At 39.9% G+C, this 20,247-nt stretch carries 21 protein-coding genes; 17 read left to right on the plus strand and 4 right to left on the minus strand.

Annotated elements, in window-relative coordinates; genetic code table 11:
• The first annotated feature begins 10 nt into the window (after positions 1–10).
• The 13 genes from BM380_RS16000 (at position 11) to BM380_RS16060 (ending at position 12,446) form a co-directional block, all read left to right on the plus strand.
• On the plus strand, positions 11–751 hold the full coding sequence (locus BM380_RS16000; RefSeq protein ID WP_013466137.1) for an SURF1 family protein: 741 nt from the start codon (positions 11–13) through the stop codon (positions 749–751).
• The gene (locus BM380_RS16005; RefSeq protein ID WP_013466136.1) at positions 741–1,235 is read left to right on the plus strand and encodes a hypothetical protein; all 495 of its coding nucleotides are present in this window, start codon (positions 741–743) and stop codon (positions 1,233–1,235) included. Before BM380_RS16000 ends, BM380_RS16005 begins: the two co-directional genes overlap by 11 nt.
• A gap of 12 nt (positions 1,236–1,247) precedes the next feature.
• Positions 1,248–2,237 (plus strand): COX15/CtaA family protein, encoded by a 990-nt coding sequence (locus tag BM380_RS16010; protein ID WP_024602181.1) that lies wholly within the window; start codon positions 1,248–1,250, stop codon positions 2,235–2,237.
• A gap of 12 nt (positions 2,238–2,249) precedes the next feature.
• Positions 2,250–3,179, plus strand: coding sequence for a heme o synthase (gene cyoE / locus BM380_RS16015; RefSeq protein WP_013466134.1), 930 nt, complete (start codon positions 2,250–2,252; stop codon positions 3,177–3,179).
• Positions 3,176–3,793 carry an SCO family protein gene (locus tag BM380_RS16020; protein ID WP_090495181.1) on the plus strand — a complete coding sequence of 206 codons (618 nt, stop codon included), beginning with the start codon at positions 3,176–3,178 and terminating at the stop codon, positions 3,791–3,793. Before cyoE ends, BM380_RS16020 begins: the two co-directional genes overlap by 4 nt.
• 163 nt (positions 3,794–3,956) lie before the next feature.
• Complete coding sequence (locus BM380_RS16025) at positions 3,957–4,229, plus strand: STAS domain-containing protein (protein ID WP_024602184.1); 273 nt, start codon at positions 3,957–3,959, stop codon at positions 4,227–4,229.
• A gap of 8 nt (positions 4,230–4,237) precedes the next feature.
• Positions 4,238–4,600 (plus strand): response regulator, encoded by a 363-nt coding sequence (locus BM380_RS16030; RefSeq protein WP_013466131.1) that lies wholly within the window; start codon positions 4,238–4,240, stop codon positions 4,598–4,600.
• Positions 4,601–4,614: 14 nt separating this feature from the next.
• On the plus strand, positions 4,615–6,690 hold the full coding sequence (locus BM380_RS16035; protein WP_090495182.1) for a chemotaxis protein CheA: 2,076 nt from the start codon (positions 4,615–4,617) through the stop codon (positions 6,688–6,690).
• Positions 6,672–7,157 (plus strand): chemotaxis protein CheW, encoded by a 486-nt coding sequence (locus BM380_RS16040; RefSeq protein ID WP_013466129.1) that lies wholly within the window; start codon positions 6,672–6,674, stop codon positions 7,155–7,157. The genes BM380_RS16035 and BM380_RS16040 overlap by 19 nt, the downstream gene beginning before the upstream one ends.
• A gap of 48 nt (positions 7,158–7,205) precedes the next feature.
• Positions 7,206–9,905, plus strand: a complete 2,700-nt coding sequence (locus BM380_RS16045; RefSeq protein ID WP_090495183.1) for a methyl-accepting chemotaxis protein — start codon at positions 7,206–7,208, stop codon at positions 9,903–9,905.
• 69 nt (positions 9,906–9,974) lie between these two features.
• Positions 9,975–10,805, plus strand: a complete 831-nt coding sequence (locus BM380_RS16050) for a CheR family methyltransferase (RefSeq protein WP_024602187.1) — start codon at positions 9,975–9,977, stop codon at positions 10,803–10,805.
• The gene (gene cheD, locus BM380_RS16055; RefSeq protein WP_024602188.1) at positions 10,789–11,406 is read left to right on the plus strand and encodes a chemoreceptor glutamine deamidase CheD; all 618 of its coding nucleotides are present in this window, start codon (positions 10,789–10,791) and stop codon (positions 11,404–11,406) included. Before BM380_RS16050 ends, cheD begins: the two co-directional genes overlap by 17 nt.
• Before the next feature lie 8 nt (positions 11,407–11,414).
• Positions 11,415–12,446: a protein-glutamate methylesterase/protein-glutamine glutaminase gene (locus BM380_RS16060; RefSeq protein WP_058155345.1), complete on the plus strand. Its 1,032-nt coding sequence runs from the start codon at positions 11,415–11,417 to the stop codon at positions 12,444–12,446.
• A 3-nt stretch (positions 12,447–12,449) separates the two neighbouring features.
• Here BM380_RS16060 and BM380_RS16065 read toward each other — a convergent pair whose 3' ends face one another.
• The gene (locus BM380_RS16065; protein ID WP_033102770.1) at positions 12,450–13,475 is read right to left on the minus strand and encodes a polysaccharide deacetylase family protein; all 1,026 of its coding nucleotides are present in this window, start codon (positions 13,473–13,475) and stop codon (positions 12,450–12,452) included.
• Here BM380_RS16065 and dinF point away from each other — a divergent pair.
• Positions 13,455–14,789 carry an MATE family efflux transporter DinF gene (gene dinF, locus BM380_RS16070; RefSeq protein ID WP_139232434.1) on the plus strand — a complete coding sequence of 445 codons (1,335 nt, stop codon included), beginning with the start codon at positions 13,455–13,457 and terminating at the stop codon, positions 14,787–14,789. The two genes, BM380_RS16065 and dinF, sit on opposite strands and share 21 nt — an antisense overlap.
• A gap of 4 nt (positions 14,790–14,793) precedes the next feature.
• On the opposite strand, the gene BM380_RS16075 is transcribed toward dinF, so the two are convergent.
• Both BM380_RS16075 and nfuA read right to left on the minus strand, forming a co-directional pair.
• Positions 14,794–15,063, minus strand: a complete 270-nt coding sequence (locus BM380_RS16075) for a hypothetical protein (RefSeq protein WP_016900082.1) — start codon at positions 15,061–15,063, stop codon at positions 14,794–14,796.
• A gap of 13 nt (positions 15,064–15,076) precedes the next feature.
• Positions 15,077–15,652, minus strand: a complete 576-nt coding sequence (nfuA, locus tag BM380_RS16080; RefSeq protein ID WP_013466120.1) for a Fe-S biogenesis protein NfuA — start codon at positions 15,650–15,652, stop codon at positions 15,077–15,079.
• Positions 15,653–15,798: 146 nt separating this feature from the next.
• On the opposite strand from nfuA, the gene BM380_RS16085 reads away from it, so the two are divergent.
• Positions 15,799–18,348 (plus strand): M14 metallopeptidase family protein, encoded by a 2,550-nt coding sequence (locus BM380_RS16085; RefSeq protein WP_090495219.1) that lies wholly within the window; start codon positions 15,799–15,801, stop codon positions 18,346–18,348.
• Positions 18,349–18,350: 2 nt separating this feature from the next.
• Here the strand turns inward: BM380_RS16085 and BM380_RS16090 are convergent, their stop codons facing one another.
• The gene (locus BM380_RS16090) at positions 18,351–19,028 is read right to left on the minus strand and encodes a ComF family protein (protein WP_090495185.1); all 678 of its coding nucleotides are present in this window, start codon (positions 19,026–19,028) and stop codon (positions 18,351–18,353) included.
• A gap of 74 nt (positions 19,029–19,102) precedes the next feature.
• Here BM380_RS16090 and bioH point away from each other — a divergent pair, with 74 nt between their 5' ends.
• Complete coding sequence (gene bioH / locus BM380_RS16095) at positions 19,103–19,840, plus strand: pimeloyl-ACP methyl ester esterase BioH (protein WP_090495186.1); 738 nt, start codon at positions 19,103–19,105, stop codon at positions 19,838–19,840.
• Between the two features lie 92 nt (positions 19,841–19,932).
• On the plus strand, positions 19,933–20,241 hold the full coding sequence (locus BM380_RS16100) for a hypothetical protein (protein WP_008112879.1): 309 nt from the start codon (positions 19,933–19,935) through the stop codon (positions 20,239–20,241).
• Positions 20,242–20,247 lie beyond the last annotated feature (6 nt).

Below are 20,247 nucleotides of genomic sequence, written 5' to 3' on the forward strand. Positions count from 1 at the left end.
TTTTACCCTTATGCAGTTAGTTGTATTTAACAAACAAAAGCTTAGCTCAATAATAACAATTTGCTTGGTTGTTATTGTGGTATTGGTTTGTGTGCGACTAGGGTTTTGGCAATTACAGCGAGCAGAACAAAAGCAACAGCAGCTTAGTGCCATTGAAAATATACAACAACATGGCGTAATGAGCTGGGCAGAGTTACAACAGCTGCCAAAAGAGTGGAACAAAACCGGTGTATTGGTTTCGTTAAATGGTTATTTTGACACTAATAATTATTGGTTGCTTGATAACCAAATCTATAATGGTCAGGTTGGTTACGACTTACTGGCATTATTAAAACTGTCTGATGAATCACGCTTTTTGTTAGTGAACTTAGGCTGGGTAAAAGCAGAACGTTCAAGAGAAATCCTACCAAACGTAACAATACCTAGTGGTAAATTTACGTTAACGGCACAAATTAAAGAAGATAATTTAAGTGGCTTTACCTTAGCCAATAACAATACTCAGTCGGATTTAGCCAAACGAATTCAAATCATTGATTTACAAGCATTGAGTAGCCAATCTAATCGCCCTTTAGTGAATTTTATGGCTTACCGCCAAGGTCAAGCTGATGAAATTGCTGCCCCTCATTATGAAGCCGTTGTTATGAGTCCAGAAAAACATTATGCCTACTCAGTACAGTGGTTTTTAATTGCGGTTGCCTGTGTGGTGGTCGCTATTTTTGCAAGCAGGAAGAGGATAGATAATGAAAAATAAACCCCTGTTACTCTTTGCTGTGTGCTGCGCTATTCCCTTAGTGCTGGCTTACAGCGCGTTAAAACTTGATTGGCTACCTACAGCAATTACTAACCATGGTGAATTTTTAGAGCGTGAAATTAAGCTAGACAATTGGGCGCAGCATAACCCTAAGCAATGGACCATCGCTTTAAATTATTCAGCACAATGCAAAGCGTCTTGCACAGAGCAATTAGCCGCTTTAGACAACTTATATGTTGCCCTTGGCAAAAACCAACACAAAGTTGATATGGCTATTATGGGACAGCCTGAGCTAGTTACAACGCGTTGGCATGTTATTGATGAGCAACAGCAGTTAAAGCCTGCCAGTTTGTATTTAATCGATCATATGGGGCTAATTGTACTGGAGTATCCATTTAGTTCTCAACCACAAGAAAACCGTTTGATCCAAAAAGGGTTATTAAAAGATCTAAAAAAATTACTCAATTACTCTCGTTCGAGCTAAGTAGAGGATGCTATGTATAAAAACTATAAAAATTTGGTATTAGCAACGAGTTTATTCGCATTAATTGTGGTGGCTCTGGGCGCATACACGCGTTTAAGTGACGCTGGGCTTGGTTGTCCCGATTGGCCTGGTTGTTATGGCTTTTTAACCGTGCCTAAACACGAAGCAGAGATTGCACAAGCGATTCAAAGTTATCCCGATATGATATTTGAAAAAGCAAAAGCATGGAAAGAAATGATCCATCGCTACTTTGCAGGCACGCTTGGGGTATTAATTTTAGTGTTGTTTATTTTAGCTTTTCTAAAGCGTCAGTACCCAACCACGCCTGTAAGGTTGCCTATGATATTGCTGCTGCTTGTTATTTTTCAGGCCGCATTAGGTATGTGGACGGTTACTATGAACCTACAGCCGCTTATAGTTATGGGGCATTTGCTCGGAGGATTTAGTATTTTAGCGTTATTAACGCTATTGTATTTGCGTCTGACCAGCCAACCTATAACGGGTGGTGATGCGGGCGCAAAACCTCACTTTAAATTAAGCCTCGTGGCATTAACGGTACTGATTTTACAAATCGCCCTTGGTGGTTGGTTAGCGGCTAATTATGCGGCTCCACATTGTAATGGCTTACCGCTGTGTAGTTACGCTCAGCCTTTTTCATTCAGTAGTGTCTTTCAGCTCCCCCTTGAGCACAGTAATTATGAATTTGGTGTGTTGTCGCAACAGGCGCGTATGTCTATTCATTTACTGCATCGAATATGGGCCTTAGTTACTTGCATTGTTTTAGCCTTGGTGATGTGGCGTATATACAGTCATGCCTATTCGCAAAAAATTAAAAGCTGTACGGTGAGTGTGTTAGTGGCGTTATTCTGCCAGATAGCTTTAGGGTTAGCCGTGGTGCATTTTCATTTTCCGTTAGGCGTGGCACTGGCGCATAACTTAATGGCTGCCATACTGTTATTAACTATGGTTAGGTTATGTTATTACCTAAAAGTACGTACTTAGAGGGGAATGATTATGGCACTTACAATTAATAAAAAAGCAATGCAGCCCGTTTACAGCGCATCGTTATTGACTAAAAGTTACCACTTAATCCAAGATTATTTGGCAATAAGTAAATTTAAAGTAGTGGCTATGCTAGTGTTAACAGCATGGGTTGGCTTAGCGCTAGCCCCTGATGTTGGCAGAGGTGTTGGGGTTCAGTTCATCAGTTTATTAGGGATTGGATTACTCTCTGCGGCCGCCGCAGTCATTAATCATGTGGTTGATAGCGAAATTGATAGCAAAATGGCACGCACCCGCCATCGCCCTGTTGCTAAAGGGCGTTTAAGTAAATTACATGCACTGAGCTTTGCTGCTGTGATTGGCGTTGCGGGCTTTATTATGCTGATGTTGTGGGCAAATACGCTCACAGCCATACTAACCTTATTTGCACTTGTTGGTTATGCGTTTATTTATACGTCATTTTTAAAACGTGCCACACCACAAAATATAGTTATAGGGGGATTAGCCGGTGCAATGCCTCCATTACTCGGTTGGGTGTCTGAAACAAATCAAATGGCGGCAGCCCCTTGGTTGCTGGTGATGATTATATTTACCTGGACCCCACCTCATTTTTGGGCGCTCGCCATCGCGCGTAAAAGTGATTATGAGCGGGCTAAAATCCCCATGTTACCGGTCACCCATGGTATCGATTTTTGTAAAACATGCGTGCTTGCATATTCGGTATTACTCGCCATTGTATGTGTGTTTCCTTATTTGATTGGCATGTCAGGGCTTATTTATCTAAGCGGGGCATGTCTTCTCAATATTGTATTTATATACAAAGCAATTAACTTAAAGTTTGCCGCCAAAGAAGACACTGCGATGGATTTATTTCGTTTTTCGATTATTCATTTGATGATACTATTTATCATCTTATTTATAGATAAATGGCTAGTTATATGAAGCAGTTATGGTGTGGTTTAGTTGTTTTTTCAGTACTCTTTTTATCAGCCTGTAGTGATAAAAATAATTTACAAGATCTTGATGCGTTAGTTTATGAAACCGCAAAACCGTTATCTGACTTTTCGTTGAGTGATCAACAAGGGAAGTTAGTAACCAAACAGCAGTTTTTAGGCCAATGGAATTTAGTGTTTTTAGGTTACACAAGTTGCCCTGATATTTGCCCGATGACGCTAGCTAAGCTCAACAATGCCTATAAAAATTTGCAGGCTGAGTATCCACTACAAGTATGGTTTATATCTGTTGATCCTAAACGTGATATTGCTCAAAAACGTAAAGAGTACATAGATTACTTTAATCCAGATTTTTTAGCTGTATCAGGTGAACATAAAGACTTATTTCCATTTGTCCGCGAGCTTGGATTAATTTACGCAATTAGTGATAGTAATGAATCCGACTATGCGGTGGATCATAGTGCATCTGTTGCCCTTGTTGATGGCAGTGGCGCACTAAGAGCTATTTTTAAGCCTGAATTTAAACAAGGAGATGTGCCTTTGGTTAATACTACAAAATTAACCGCAGAATTTATTGAAATAGCCGAATACTACAAAAACTAGCTTTTAAAGGTTTTACGATTTTAAAGGGGTTTTATGCCCCTTTTCGCGTTTTTTATTAACGGTTTTTAATTAATTAGTTATTTTTTAGTCGTTTTTATGGCGTTTTCATTATCTCGGTCTAAGCTTTTGTTATGGATTGAGTTGATAAGGAAAAGCTTAAAAAATGCTTAAACTACCAAACGAACTTTCAATTGTTCATGTTGAAGTTTTACATCAAGATTTATTAAGCGAACTTAATAATAGCCGAGATATTTGCTTAGATATTAGCGATGTAATGTCTGCTGATACGGCCTCGGTTCAACTTTTATGTGCCCTACAAAAACATCTCCTTACTATTAATCAAAAAATTGCCTGGGTTGGCAGTAGTGATGCATTAACCAATGCCATTGATCAACTCGGTTTAAGTGAATACCTAGCACCAGAAAGTACTAATTAGAGGTCTATATGAAAAGAATATTAGCTGTAGATGATTCTGCATCAATGCGTCAAATGGTGAGTTTTACGTTAAAAACAGCAGGGTTTGATGTTACCGAAGCCAAAGACGGTAGTGAGGCATTAGCGATTGCCAAGCAGCAAGGTTTTGATGCAGTTATTTCTGATGTAAATATGCCTGTTATGGATGGGATCACGCTTATCAGAGAGTTAAGAGGGCTTCCGAATTACAAGTTTACACCGCTACTTATGTTAACCACAGAATCGGGCATGGATAAAAAGGTAGAAGGGAAAGCTGCTGGGGCAACAGGGTGGATTGTAAAGCCTTTCAATCCAGATCAACTATTAGCCGTGCTAAAAAAAGTAATCCGCTAACCTAGGAGTGCACTGTGAGTATTGATTTAAGCCAGTTTTTTGAAGTGTTCTTTGAAGAGAGTTTTGAAGGCCTCGATGTTATGGAGACTGAATTACTCAACTTAGTGCCGGGCGAAGAAGACTTAGAAACCATTAATACTATTTTTAGGGCTGCCCATTCTATTAAAGGAGGCAGTGCTACCTTTGGGTTTAATTCAATCGCAAACTTCACTCATGTTCTAGAAACATTACTGGATCAAATACGTGAAGGTCAGCGAAATATAAGCAGTGAACATATTAACTTATTACTTAAATCAGTAGATTGTTTAAGAGCCTTGTTGCATTCGCTTAAAGTACAGGAAGAGCCTGATTTAAGCCAAGCTGACTCATTACGAGAGCAGTTTGAAAGATTACTTGGCATGCCTGAAAGTGAAACCGTAGTGGTAGAAGCCAGTGTTGAACAGGTCATTATTAATACTTATCAAATTGATTTTAAACCGCATTTTCATTTGTTTAAAACGGGTAACGAACCGCTGTTTATGATCAGTGAATTAGCTGAACTTGGTGAATTGGAAGTACAAGCGTTTACTGATGTCATACCTGATATTAAAGATTTAACGACCGATGAATGCTTTTTATATTGGCGATTTTTCTTAAACACTGACCGTGACGATCAAGCAATTAGAGAAATTTTTGAGTGGGTTGAGGACGATGCCGATATTAAAATTGAGCTTTGTGGTGGCTTATTTAATGATGGTAAAGCAGCAGAAGCTGCAGTGGTCAACGAACCTGTTATTGAAACACCAAAAGCGGTTATTGAACCCAAAACCAATAAACCAAAAGCACCAACCAGTGCAAAAGCAGCGCCTGAGTCAACTTCCATTCGTGTTGGCATTGATAAGGTCGACTCACTGATTAATATGGTTGGAGAGTTGGTCATTACCCAAGCGATGCTAAATCAGCTTAGCGAACAAGAAATGACGCCTACCACGGTGACCTCGCTTCAAGAGGGGCTTGCGCAATTAGCGCATAACACCCGCGACTTACAAGAAAACGTGATGCGTATTCGCATGTTGCCAATTAACTTTGTGTTCAGTCGTTTTCCGCGTTTAGTACGTGATATTGCCCAAAAGCTTAATAAAGAGGTGGAGTTAAAGCTGATAGGAGAACAAACAGAATTAGATAAAACCGTTATGGAAAAAATATCCGATCCTATGGTGCATTTAGTAAGAAACTCATTGGATCATGGTATTGAAACGGTAGAAAAACGTATTGCAGCAGGAAAAGATCCTGTGGGTAAGGTTACATTAAATGCCTTTCATCAAGGCGGCAATATCGTCATTGAAATTATGGATGATGGCCAAGGTCTTAACACTCAAAAGATCAAAGAAAAAGCGATTACCAATGAAGTGATCGCCGCTGACAGTGAGCTAACAGATGATGAAATTAACGAACTCATTTTTATGCCAGGATTTTCTACCGCTGATGAGGTCAGTGACTTATCTGGCCGTGGTGTGGGTATGGATGTGGTTAAGCGTAATATTCAATCATTAAATGGCTCGGTAGAAGTGACATCTGCTGCTGGAATTGGTTCTACTTTTACTATTCGGCTACCGCTCACTTTAGCTATTTTAGATGGGCAATTAGTCAAAGTAGCCAAGCATACTTACATTATTCCACTGATCTCGATTGTAGAATCGTTGCAAATTGATATTGCAAAAGTAAGCCGTGTTGGTAAAGACCTAGATGTACTCAGATTACGTGATGAATACATTCCTATTTTACGTTTATACGACATTTTTAATCACCAAAATGCCATTGAATCGTTAGATAAAACCTTACTAGTTGTCGTGGAAAACGATAATCAAAAAGTAGGGTTACTTGTCGACGATTTACTTTCACAACAGCAGGTGGTTATAAAAAGCTTAGAGGCTAATTACCATAAAGTGGATGGTGTGTCGGGGGCAACGATTTTAGGTGATGGGCGTGTTTCGTTAATTTTAGATATTAGCGGCTTGATAAAGCTTTCAGGGTTAAAAAAGCCAGGTAGCCAAGCATTGAGTATTGAGCCATCGACCATCTTGGAGGATTCATGTTCTCTGAATCAATAGCATTAAATAGCAATATTGAACTACAGCGCAAAGAGGGCATTAAGCAGTTTCTCACCTTTATTATGGCTGAAGAAGAGTACGGAGTAGATATATTAACGGTGCAAGAAATTCGTAGCTGGGAAGATATAACCGCACTGCCAAATGCCCCTGAGTACGTAAAAGGCGTGATTAATTTACGCGGCACCATTGTGCCAATTATTGATTTACGATTGCGCTTTGGTTTACCCACCATTGAGTATGGACCGTTAACGGTAGTCATTATTGTAAAAGTTGAGTTTGAGCAAGAAAGTAAAGTGATGGGGATCACGGTAGACGCCGTAGCGGATGTTTACAGTATTGCTGAGCAAGACGCTAAAGCAGTGCCGAGTTTAACCCAAACAAATGAAAGTGAATATGTCGCAGGGCTAGTGAATGTGGGTGATAAAATGGTCGCGCTAATTAACCTGCAGGCAACCATGAATATTTAGCGGTAATAGTAACTAAATAAAGCAAATAACTTAAAGGTGGTGATAAGCATGGGATGGTTTAGTAATTCAAAACAGTCTAAATCAAGCAATGATTTGATCATAAATGCATTGCATAAATCATTAGCAATAATTGAATTTGAGCCTAATGGAAGAATCATTACTGCCAATGTTAATTTTCTTCGTGTAATGGGCTACTCACTCGCTGAGATTCAAGGCCAGCACCATTCTTTATTTGTAAGCCCTAGCGAAACGCAAAGTGATGAATATCGTCAATTTTGGCAGCGTTTGAACGCGGGTGAATTTATTTCAGATGAATTTAAGCGTATTGGAAAAAATGGCAAAGAAGTCTGGATCCAAGCAACATACAATCCTGTTATAGACTCGCAAGGGCAAGTACTTAAAGTCGTTAAATTTGCAACAGACATTACTGAGCAAAAGTTAAAAGCGGTTGAAGCTGCAGGCCAAATTACCGCAATCAGTAAGTCACAAGCGGTTATTGAGTTTAATTTAGATGGAACCATTATTGGCGCTAATGATAATTTTTTAAAAACATTTGGTTATCAGGCAAATGAAATACAAGGGCAGCATCATAGATTGTTTGTTACTTCTGAATATGCAAACAGCCAAGAATATCAAGCGTTTTGGGATAAACTTGGGCGTGGCGAGTATGACAGTGGTGAGTATTTAAGAATAGGTAAACAAGGCGAGGAAATTTGGATATATGCCTCTTATAATCCTATTTACGATATGAATGGTAAGCCATTTAAAGTGATTAAGTACGCCACCGATATCACAGCGCAAAAAGAGCTAGAAAAAACCTCTAAAAAAGCGGCCGACTTGGCTAACGCATTAAAAGTATGCCAAGCAAGTGTGATGATTGCTGATAAAAATTTAAACATTATTTTTGTGAATGACTGCATCAAGAAAATGTTTAAAGCACGTGAAAAAGAGTTGCAAACTGTTTTACCTAGTTTTTCAGTCGCTGGGTTAATGGATATCCGTGTTGATGAGTTTCATCAGGAACTAGCTAATCAGCAAGAGCGACTAAAAAACTTAGATGCTCCTTATAAAACTACGTTGAATTTAGCTGGTCTTATTTTTGACATCATTGCTTCTCCTTGGACTAATCAAGATGGCAAGTGCTTAGGTACTATTGTTGAATGGCAAGATATTACTGATGAGGTGTCTAAAGCGGATGCTGAACGTGCTAGAGCACAAGAAAACTTACGTGTTCGCCAAGCATTAGATACCGTGGCAACCAATACCATGATTGCTGATGCCTCGAATGTCATTGTGTATATGAATAGCGCAGTGAGAAATATGATGAGTGTTGCGCAAAATGATATACGCACTGACTTACCTAACTTTGATAGCAAAAACTTACTTAATCAAAGTATTGATATATTTCATAAAAATCCAGCCCATCAGCAAAATATGTTGGCTAAGTTAACGGATACTTACAGTACAGAAATTAAAGTGGGCGGCAGAACCTTTGGTTTAGTGGCAAACCCTATAATCACCACAGACAATGAGCGTATTGGGACGGTAGTTGAGTGGGAAGACAGAACCGCAGAAGTTGCTATTGAAAAAGAAATTGCTCAATTAGTCGGCGCAGCAAGCAAAGGTGATTTAAATGCACGAGTAGCTGAGCAAGGTAAAGATGGCTTTTTCTTACGTTTAGCTCAGGGTCTTAATAGTTTAGTTAAAGTGGTTGACGATGCGGTAACTGATACTGGCAATATGCTCGATGCCATGGCCACTGGTGATTTATCTAAACGGATTGAAAAAGAATACCAAGGCTCGTTTGAAAAACTGAAAACAGATGCAAATGCGACAGCAGATAAACTAACTGAGGTTATTAACCGAATTAATACATCAGCCACTTTGGTGGCCAGTGGAGCTGAAGAAATTTCACAAGGCAATGCTGATTTAAGCCAGCGCACAGAAGAGCAAGCGTCATCGTTAGAGGAAACAGCCTCTAGCATGGAAGAAATGACCAGTACGGTTCGCCAAAACGCCGATAATGCTAAAGTGGCAAATGACTTAGCTGAAGAAACCTGTGATAAGGCGATTCAGGGTGGAGAAGTGGTTAATAAAGCGGTAACCAGCATGTCTGCGATTAATGAATCGAGTAAGAAAATTGCCGACATCATTGGAGTGATAGACGAAATAGCATTCCAAACCAATTTGCTTGCACTTAATGCTGCCGTAGAGGCTGCTAGAGCCGGTGAGCAAGGCCGAGGTTTTGCGGTTGTTGCAGGTGAAGTACGTAACTTAGCGCAGCGCTCGGCAGGGGCAGCGAAAGAAATTAAAGAGCTAATTAGAGACAGTGTTGGCAAAGTTGCTGACGGTAGCGCGCTTGTGAATGAGTCAGGTGTGACGTTACAAGAGATTGTGGTATCGGTGAAACGCGTAACACAAATGATAGCCGATATTACCCAAGCCTCTGAAGAGCAAAGTGCAGGTATTGAGCAAGTAAATAAAGCTGTATCGCAAATGGATGAAATGACCCAGCAAAATGCGGCATTAGTTGAACAAGCATCGGCTGCAGGTGAATCAATGGCGGAACAAGCCAATGAAATGCGCCGTTTACTGCACTTTTTCTCATTAGGCCAGCAAGATATGGCAGTGGTATCGCCTGTTATTCGCACACCTGAAATATCTCATCAGCAACAAAATAGCTTCGTTAGTAATAAAAGCAAAGGTGAAAATTTTGTAGACTCGGCTGAAGAGTGGGAGGAGTTTTAAACTCACTTTAGTTAGGTTCACCTGCAATGTATGCGTGAACCTCGCTTTATTTTTAAATGAGAGCAAATAATGAAAGAGTTTTTATTAACGGATAGTGATTTTAAGGAAGTGGCTCATTTAGTTTATAACGCCTGCGGTATTGTACTAGGAGAGCATAAGCGAGAGATGGTCTACTCACGCTTGGCAAGACGAATTCGTGAGCGAAAATTAACAAACTTTTCAAGCTACCTCGATTACTTAAAAAATCATAAAGATCAGGAGTTTGATGCATTTATCAATGCCATTACCACTAATCTAACCTCTTTTTTTCGTGAAATGCATCACTTTGAGTTTATAAAAGATCAGTTAATACCAACCCTGTTAAAGACAAATAAACAGACTAAGCGCGTTCGAATTTGGTCTGCAGGCTGCTCTACCGGTGAAGAGCCCTATAGTTTAGCAATGACGCTGCAAGGCGCTTTTCCAAGTGATTGGGATGTGAAGATATTAGCCACTGATCTTGACTCTAATGTACTGGCGAAGGCGCAAAGTGGTATTTATACCGCAGCGAACGTAAATGGTCTTGATGATGCTTTACTAAAACGCTGGTTTTTAACCAGTAAAGATGGGCAAAGTTATAAGGTTAAACCTAAGCTGCAGCAATGTATTTCATTTAAGCGTTTAAACTTATTACAAGACTGGCCAATGAAAGGGCCGTTTGACCTAATTTTGTGCCGAAATGTAGTGATTTACTTTGATAAAGAGACAAAGGATCAGCTTTTTAACCGTTATGCCGATATTCTTAATGACCAAGGTTATTTATTTTTAGGGCATTCAGAAACCATGGGTAAAGAGCATGTTTTATTTAAAAACTTAGGGAAAACCATGTATCAAAAAGTAGCCCATGCACACGCAATTTAAGCCAGTATTAGCGGGTTTTGAGCATATTAAACGCTATTGGGACGCCTCGCGAGATCGTGTGGTCGCTAAGGTATTACCAGGTGAGTTTTATGTTTCTAAAAATGATGAGCTAATCACCACCGTCCTAGGATCGTGTATTGCTGCCTGTGTTTACGACGATAAGCTAGGCATAGGCGGGATTAACCACTTTATGCTACCAATTCAAAAAGGTGAGCGAATTGAGCAAGCGCATAGTTTAAGTTGTCGTTACGGTAATTGGGCTATGGAATATTTAATTAATGAAGTGCTTAAAAATGGCGCATCCCGGGCAAACTTAAAAGTAAAACTGTTTGGGGGAGGCAAAATAATTAGCGCCATGACAGATATTGGTATTGGCAATATCAGTTTTGCCAATGCATATATAGCAGAAGAAGCGCTAAATTTAGTGGCGCATGATATGGGCGGGCCTTGGCCACGAAAAATATTTTTTAATCCTCATAATGGAAAAGTACAAGTTAAAAAGCTACGTAACTTACACAATAATACGATTGAAAAACGTGAAGTGCGTTACTTACATAATCTTGAGCAACAAACAAAAGCCACTGATATAGAGCTGTTTTAAGGATGGCTATGATTAAAGTATTAATAATTGATGACTCGGCACTGATCAGACAATTGCTAACAGAGATACTGCAACAGGCAAAAGATATTGTGGTAGTAGGGGGTGCACAAGACCCATACGAAGCCCGAGAGATGATCAAAAAATATAATCCGGATGTACTAACGTTGGATGTTGAAATGCCAAAAATGGACGGCATTAGTTTTTTAAAAAACCTGATGCGCTTACGTCCTATGCCGGTTGTGATGATTTCTACACTCACACAAAAAGGTTCACCCATTACGCTTGAAGCGCTTGAGATTGGTGCAGTTGACTTTATTGCTAAGCCAACAGTTAATGTTAAGGAGCAAATGAGTCAATATGCTGATATTGTTCAGCAAAAAGTCAGAGTGGCAGCCAGTGCACGGGTTCGAGGCTATAAAAAAAATAGTGCTGTAGCAGAACCCATCCCCACTAATGCCGAATTTTTAGTAAATAAAGTGATTGCGATTGGTGCGTCAACCGGAGGCACGGAGGCGATAAAAGAAGTACTTATACGCATGCCAAAAAACTGCCCACCCATTGTAATAACGCAGCATATTCCTCCTGTATTTAGTACCTCATTTGCAGAGCGAATGCAGCGCACCTGTACCATTAACGTAAAAGAGGCACAACAAGGCGATAAGCTGGTAGCAGGATGCGCTTATATAGCTCCTGGCGGGCTACATTTACGCATTAGCAAACAAGGTAGTGCATTATATTGTCAGCTTGATGATGGTGAACCTGTAAATAGGCATAAGCCCGCAGTAGATGTACTGTTTAACTCATTACTTGAAATTGGTGCTAAGTATATTGTTGCCACACTATTAACCGGTATGGGAAGTGATGGCGCGAAAGGTTTACTGGCGTTAAAACAACAAGGGGCTTATACATTGGCACAAGATGAGTTTTCGTCTGTGGTATGGGGAATGCCCAAGGCTGCTATTGATCTCGGGGCTGCAAATGAGGTCGTACCGCTGGATAAAATGACCCAGCGGTTATTAAATCAAGTGATTAAAAAATAGAATTTAATTGATCACCCAAGGCTGTGAAAACCAATAATAACTGCCTGCTTTTTTTATTGATGGGGCGGTGCAGTTAAAGCGAGAGCGTCCTTTATTAAGCTGCTTTGGCGAGGTCACCTCAACCGTATTATCGTTTAACCAATTTAAATTAGCTTGTCCAATGCTTGATACATAACAGGCAAATTGGCTTTTATGAAAGTCATCAGTCTCTAGATTTATAGTTAACGACGGTGGATTTTGTGTGGTTACACTATCTTTATAGGTTAGTTTATTAATAGTAAAAGCAGTTGAATTGAGCTTGGTAATTAACGTATCTAATTTGCTATAAAAACCAGATGCGGGAAAACGTGGTAAACGGCTAAAATTAGAATGTTGATTAACTGCACCAGAGTGCTGACCAATGCCAATAAAGCCTAGTTCAGTAACGAGAGCTTGTAGCTGATTGTTAAACTCTCCGTATGGATAGGCAAGGTATTTATAATCGTGGCCTATTTCTTCTTTAATACGCTGCTGTGAACTAAGAATGTCGTTTTTAGTGCGTTCACGCCATTGGCTTTGTGTTTCATTTTCGCGCTTTTTATGCAGATAGTTATGCTCGGCACTATGGTTGGCAATAAGGGCGCCTTTTTTTGCCAGCTCTCTGAGCTTATCCCATCCCATCACATAACCCGCTTGTTCATCAATGAGTTTTGGGTTTACAAAAATAGTGTACGGATAGCCAAATTTCTCAAGAATAGGCGCAGCTTGTTCGTAGTTATTGTTGTATCCATCATCAAAAGTAATCGCGAGCGTTTTATCGTCTAAAGCCTTACCTTGTTTTAATGCGCTAATCAGCTCATTTAGTGGAATAACGTTAAAGTTATGCTCTTTTAAATAATTTAAGTGTTTAGTAAAAGTGTTGGCGCTTACACTGGTCACCGCGGGAAGGGTTTCACTGACGTGATGATACTGTAGAATAACAGCTGCTTGCGCACGTAAAGAACCACAAATCAGGAACAATAATACTAAATGAAACAATTTCTTATACATAATAAAGCACACCATAAAAGCTTGTTGTTGTTAGCCGGTCCAATGATATTATCAAATATTACTGTGCCGTTGTTAGGAATTGTTGATACGGCAGTGATTGGTCACCTGGGGAGTGCGCATTATTTAGCGGGAATTGCCTTAGGTTCTACCGTGATCTCCATTTTATTTTGGCTTGCTGGTTTTTTAAGAATGAGCACCACTGGGCTGGTGGCACAGGCTTACGGTAAAAATGATTTAACTCAGCTTGCAGCTTTACTTAAGCGCAGTTTGTTATTGGCCAGCAGCGTAGCTTTAATTCTGATTTTATTATCCCCCCTTATAAAACATGCCATTGCGTATTTATCTGCTGCCAATAGTGATGTGCTCAATGAGGCCTATCGGTATTTTAGTATTCGTATTTTTAGCGCCCCAGCAGCGCTATGTAACTTAGTATTATTAGGCTGGATGCTCGGCGTTCATTATGGGCGAGGGCCATTTTATTTATTGTTAGTCACTAATATTACCAATATTGTACTCGACATTTATTTTGTAGTTTATCTTGATTGGGCGGTTGCAGGGGCGGCTTGGGCATCATTAATAGCGGATTACACGGCTTTAATTTTTGCTTTGCTGTTAGTGGTTCAGCTAGCTAAAAAACAGGGCATAAGTTTAGCGGTTGCAAATTGGTTTAGCATAGAAAAAATGGCAGGATTATTAAGTTTAAATCGCGATATTTTTATTCGCTCTTTAGTATTGCAGTTATGTTTTAGCTTTATGACCTTTTATGCTGCACGTATAGGTGAAACTACATTGGCAGCCAATGCGGTACTACTCAACTTTTTAATGTTGGTCAGCTTTGCGCTTGATGGAATTGCTTATGCGAGCGAGGCAAAAGTAGGCCAAGCGAAAGGTCAACAAAGTGTTGAAAAGATAAGGCTATGGGTAAAAATAAGCGTATTTTGGGGCATGTTGTTTGGCATTTTGTATAGTGTATTTTTTATATTATTTGGCAGCTCTATTATAAAGCTGTTGACTAATGTACCTGAGGTTATTGAAGAAGCTACTCATTACTTACCGTGGGTAATTGTGCTGCCAATTTTAGCGATGAGTTGTTTTTTGTTTGATGGTATATTCGTTGGTTTAACACGTGCTAAAGCAATGCGAAATAGTATGCTGTTATCGGCGACAATAGGTTTTTTTGGGGTGTTTTGGCTATTTAAGGAATGGCAAAATAATGGCTTATGGTTGGCAATGAGTTGCTTTATGCTAATGCGGGGTGTAACACTTATAATTAAATATCAGCAGCTAAAAAATAATAATCAATTACTTGATTAAACCGTTATTTCCACAGATCGGGGTCGTTATTTTTGGCAGGGATGTTTTTCAATACTTGCGAAAAACGATTGGCAAAAATACCCGCGTAGCCCCAGAATGCAAAAAACAATGCCGGCGCTAAAATTACTATACCAATGACTTGTAAACTATAATGACTGTAATAACCCAAAGTGATAAATATCACGGCCAGCACAAACAGTGCTAGGCCGCGAAAAAAGCGCTTTAGACTCAACTTAGGGTCGCTCCCTAAGCGGTAAATGAGTGGCTTTAGCATAGTGGATTAATACTTAGTAATAAGAGTGCTCGCCAGCTTCGTGATCGGTTATGTCAGCCACACCGGTGATCTCATCAAACTTAGCAATCATTTCTTTTTCAATGCCTTCTTTTAGTGTGACATCAATCATAGAGCAACCATTACAACCACCACCAAATTGAAGCACAGCAATACCAGCAGCGGTGATCTCTACTAAGCTTACTTGGCCGCCATGATTTGCAAGTTGTGGGTTAACTTCTGTTTCTAACATGTGTTGAACGCGTTCATTTAGGCTTGCGTCTTCACCTAGCTTACGTGCTTTAGCATTAGGCGCTTTTAGAGTTAGCTGCGTGCCCATTTTGTCAGTAACAAAATCAATTTCAGCTTCGGCTAAAAAAGGCGCGCTTTCGGCATCAACAACAGCGTCAAAACCGTTAAAGTTTAGGCGAATATCGCTCTCTTCTACCGCGTCTTCTGGACAATAAGAAACACCACATTCAGCTTGTGATGTACCAGGATTAACAACAAACACACGAATATTCGTTTGTTGAGATTGATCTGCTAATAGCTTAGCAAAATGCGCTTGCGCTGTTTCGGAAATTGAAATCATAAAACCGTCTATACTTGACTAAATTACTCGGATACTGCATATCATACTCCGCTCATCGTGTTGCGGCTAGTGTTGAACGTAAAAAGTTGGCATCTATTTTAAGCAATGGTAGCGTGCAATTAACAAACATTTTTAGAGTGATTTATATGCGGTTTATATTAACAGTAGTGGTGATACTAGCCAGTTTTTCAAGTGTGGCAAAGCCCCTGTCGTATTATTTTGAGCAACAGGTTGAATTTGATCCCAGCATTCCAACACCTGAAAAAGTACTTGGTTATCAAGTGGGTGAATGGCATGTAAGGCATGATCAGCTTGTACGCTATATGGAAATTTTGGCTCAAAAAAGCGATCGAGTTAATTTTGAAGTAATAGGTCGTACCCACGAGCAGCGCCCACTAGTTATGCTCACTATTACCGCAGCTAACAAACTAAAAAATATAAAACAAACTCGCCAAGCACACTTAGCTCGCCTAAATAACTCAAACAATAAATTAGCAGAGCAGCCAAGCGTTGTGTGGATGGGTTATAGCGTTCATGGTAACGAATCGTCAGGGAGTAATGCTGCCTTGCTAGTGGCTTATTATTTAGCAGCCGCGCAAGGTGATGAAATAAATGAGCTACTTAACAACACGGTGATTTTACTCGACCCGTCGCTTAACCCAGACGGCTTAGCACGTTTTGCTAATTGGGCTAATAGTAATCGTGGAATGAACTTATCGTCAGATCCGCAAACGCGTGAGCATGTAGAGAACTGGCCAAGTAGCCGTACCAATCATTACTGGTTTGATTTAAATCGTGATTGGCTTTTACTGCAGCACCCTGAGTCGCGAGCGCGTATAGCCAAGTTTCATTATTGGAAACCTAATATTTTAACTGACTTTCATGAAATGGGACCAAACAGTAGCTACTTTTTTCAACCAGGGATCCCAAGTCGTAAACACCCCATTACCCCTGAAGAAAATGTTAGCTTAACAAAAGCAATTGCAAATTATCATGCAAAAACTTTAGATGAAAACAACGCACTGTATTTTACAGAAGAAAGCTTTGATGACTTTTATTATGGCAAAGGTTCAACTTACCCTGATGTAAATGGTGGTGTCGGTATTTTATTTGAACAAGCAAGTTCTCGTGGCCATATTCAAGAAACGATCAATGGCCCGCTAACTTTTGCGTTTACGATTAAAAACCAACTTTTAACGAGCTTATCAACGTTTAAAGCGGCGATTGATAACCGCCAAGCTTTACTTGAGTATCAGGCTAACTTTTATAACAAAGCGGTTGAGCTTGCCAAAGATGAAGACTATCAAGGTTATATTGTTCAAGGTGGGGAAGACAAAACACGTACTAACGATTTTTTAAGCATACTTAAACAGCACCAAATTAATGCTTATCCAGTTAAAGAGGGACTAAAAGCTGAAGGTAAAAACTTTACCGCTAATAGCTATTTTGTGCCGCTTGCGCAACCACAATACCGATTAGTTAAAGCTATTTTTAGTGAACAGCAAAACTTTGCCGATAACACTTTTTACGATGTATCAGGTTGGACATTAGCGCATGCGTTTAATTTACCATTTGCTAAAGTAAACAGCCGCTGGGGATTAGAGGTTGATACTACGGCTTGGCAAAAAGCAAAACAGCCTGTTTTAACGCCGCTAACTAAAAACTATGCCTACGGATTTGCTTGGGACGACATGCTTGCCCCAAAAATGCTCAATAGTCTGTTACAGCAAGGTATTAAAGCACGTGTTGCATTAAAACCATTAACCGCAACATTAACGAGTAATGAGATAAATTTTGATGCTGGCAGTATTATTATCCCTGCAGGACTGCAAACAGAGACTGATTGGGTGGCAAAGCTAAATCAAGCACAAAGCCAATTTGATATTGAAATTAAGCCAATTACCACAGGCTTAACCAGTAAAGGTGCCGACTTAGGCTCGCGCTCTATGGCGGTTGTTTCTGCGCCTAAGGTGTTATTAGTTGGCGGTAAAGGGGTTAGCCAATATGAAGCAGGTGAAGTGTGGTATTACCTAGATCGCTTTGTAGGCGTAGCGCCAACCATTGTTGAAATGAATCGTTTAGCGTCTTTAGATCTCAGTAATTACAGCCATATTGTTTTGGCGCATGGCGATTATTCGACGTTATCTGATACCGACAAAGTGGCAATTAAAAGCTGGGTGAGAAAAGGCGGCGTTATTTGGGGTCATAAAGGCGGGGCAAAGTTCTTAGCTGATCAGCAGTTATTAAAAGCAAACTACTTATCACGTAAAGATGTTGCAAGCGCATTTGATACTCAAGGTTTAAAATATGCAGACAAAGACCATCTAGCGGGTCGCCAGCGTATTGCAGGCGCTATATTTAATACTGATGTAGATACAACGCACCCACTGACGTTTTCATTTAAGCGTGACACACTGCCAGTATTTAAAAACAGTACCTGGTTACTTGAAGCCTCTCAAGCGCCGTTTGTAAATATACTCACCTATACACAACAGCCGTTACTTGCTGGTTTTACTGATGCAGTTAATGTAGAGCAAGTGGCCGGCGGTGCTGCGCTAATGGCTCACTCTTATGGTCGAGGTAGTGTGATTGCGATGACAGACAACCCTGTATTTAGAGGTTACTGGTATGGCACCAGCCGATTATTAAGTAACGCTTTATTTTTCGGTCATACCTTTCGTGTCAGTGGTAACTAAATCTAAAGTGGCGTTAAACAGGTCGTAAATGCCCAGACTTGTTTAGCGCCCGCTTCTTTTAGCGACAAGGTGGCTGCATTGAGTGTTGCACCTGTGGTCATAATATCATCAATAATGACCACCGTTTTACCCTCTAAATTGGCAGTACATGAAAAAGCCTGCTGTAAATTTTTTATCCGCTTTGTTTTGCTCAGTTGTGACTGTGCCGAGGTGTTTTTATTGCGTATTAAAACATTATTCAAGACCTTAAAGGATGACAAACAAGGCTGCCATACTTGGGTAACCTGATTAAATCCTCGACTAAAAAAACGCGACTTGTGCAAAGGTAAAATAATAAATACAGCAGCAGCTAAATGCTGTTTATTAGTAAAAATAGTAAGTTGTTTTTTGATGACTTGCTGCAGTGCTTTTTTGTAATGAATTTGATTATTAAATTTGAGTTGTTTTAGCCATAAATCAAAAGGGGGTTGATAAAAAGCACAGGCAAATAGTTTCTCAAAGCTGCAGTTAGGAAACATTTCTACAATATCTGGGCGGTAAAATAAATTGTCATACTCAGCCAAATCTAGCAAAGGCAGGTCATCTAAACAAAACTGACATAGTCCCATTGAGCTGTGTATCTGATTCTGACACAACACGCAATACGAGGGAAACAGCCAATCAGTTAGGCTAAGTTTCATTCGCTGATTCTCCTCATTACAAACTCCCCCTAAAACGCTATCATAGATTTAAGTTTGGTTAAGGTTAGGCAAATATGCAAAATGAATGTGTGTTGTTGCATGGTTGGGGAATGAACCAAGGCGTGTGGCAGTTAATAAAACCAGAATTAGAATTTTTATATTCTGATAAAGTACGTTGTTTAGACTTACCTGGTTACGGTGGTCATGATGTCTCTTTGGATCCGTATACTTTGCATGATGCAGCTCAGTTGGTGAGTCAGCAATTAAAACCAAAATCTGTTTTGATGGGATGGTCTTTAGGCGGTTTGTTTGCCATTTATATTGCCAAACATTGGCCAGAAAAAGTGTCAAAAGTTATTTTAGTTGCCTCCACTCCTTTTTTTGTAGAGCAATTGCCCTGGGAAGGTATTAAACCTAAAGTGCTCACACAGTTTAAAGAACAGCTATTGCAAGAGCGTTCAAAAACGATAGAGCGCTTTTTGGCGATTCAAGCGATGGGCAGTGAGTCGGCGCGAGATGATGTAAAACAGCTAAAACAACTATTGAGTCAGTCACCGCCGCCGAGTAATCAAGCATTAAGTGCGGGGTTAGATATACTGCAAAGTGAAGACTTACGTGAATTATTTTCTCACTGTCCCGTCGCGATTAGTGGAATTTTTGGGCGTTTAGACTCTCTCGTTCCTTATCGAGCAATTGAAAAAATGGTCGCACTTAATTCTGACTTTGAGTACGAAGTGTTAGACAAAGCATCCCATGCGCCATTTATTTCTCATAAAAACGAATTTTTATCTGCCGTTAAATCAATGCTTTGAAGCAAAGCCATGAATACAGCGGTTTAAAGCTTTATTTTGCGTGATTTTTGAGCGATAATTAAACAATATTTATTTGGTGGAGGTTTATTATTATGCCGATTGGATCTGTATTTAATAGCGGTGTTGAAGGGTTTAATAGAGCCAGCCAAGGTATTGAAAAGGCCAGCGCTGAGATTAACCGTGCCAGCATAGAGCAGCAAGATGATTCTCAATTAGCGCAGCAACGTCAATTAACGGCTGCTCGCCCTGAAGAAGCCGTAACCGCGCCGGTATCTCAACCTGCACGAATTGATGATGCATTAGTAAACTTAAAAGTTGAAGAGTTTAATGCCAAGGCTAACACGCAATCAATTCAAACTGCAGATGATGTACTAGGCACTTTAGTTGATATTAAAGTGTAATTCCTC

Source organism: Pseudoalteromonas sp. DSM 26666 (genome assembly GCF_900116475.1).
GTDB lineage: Bacteria > Pseudomonadota > Gammaproteobacteria > Enterobacterales > Alteromonadaceae > Pseudoalteromonas > Pseudoalteromonas tetraodonis.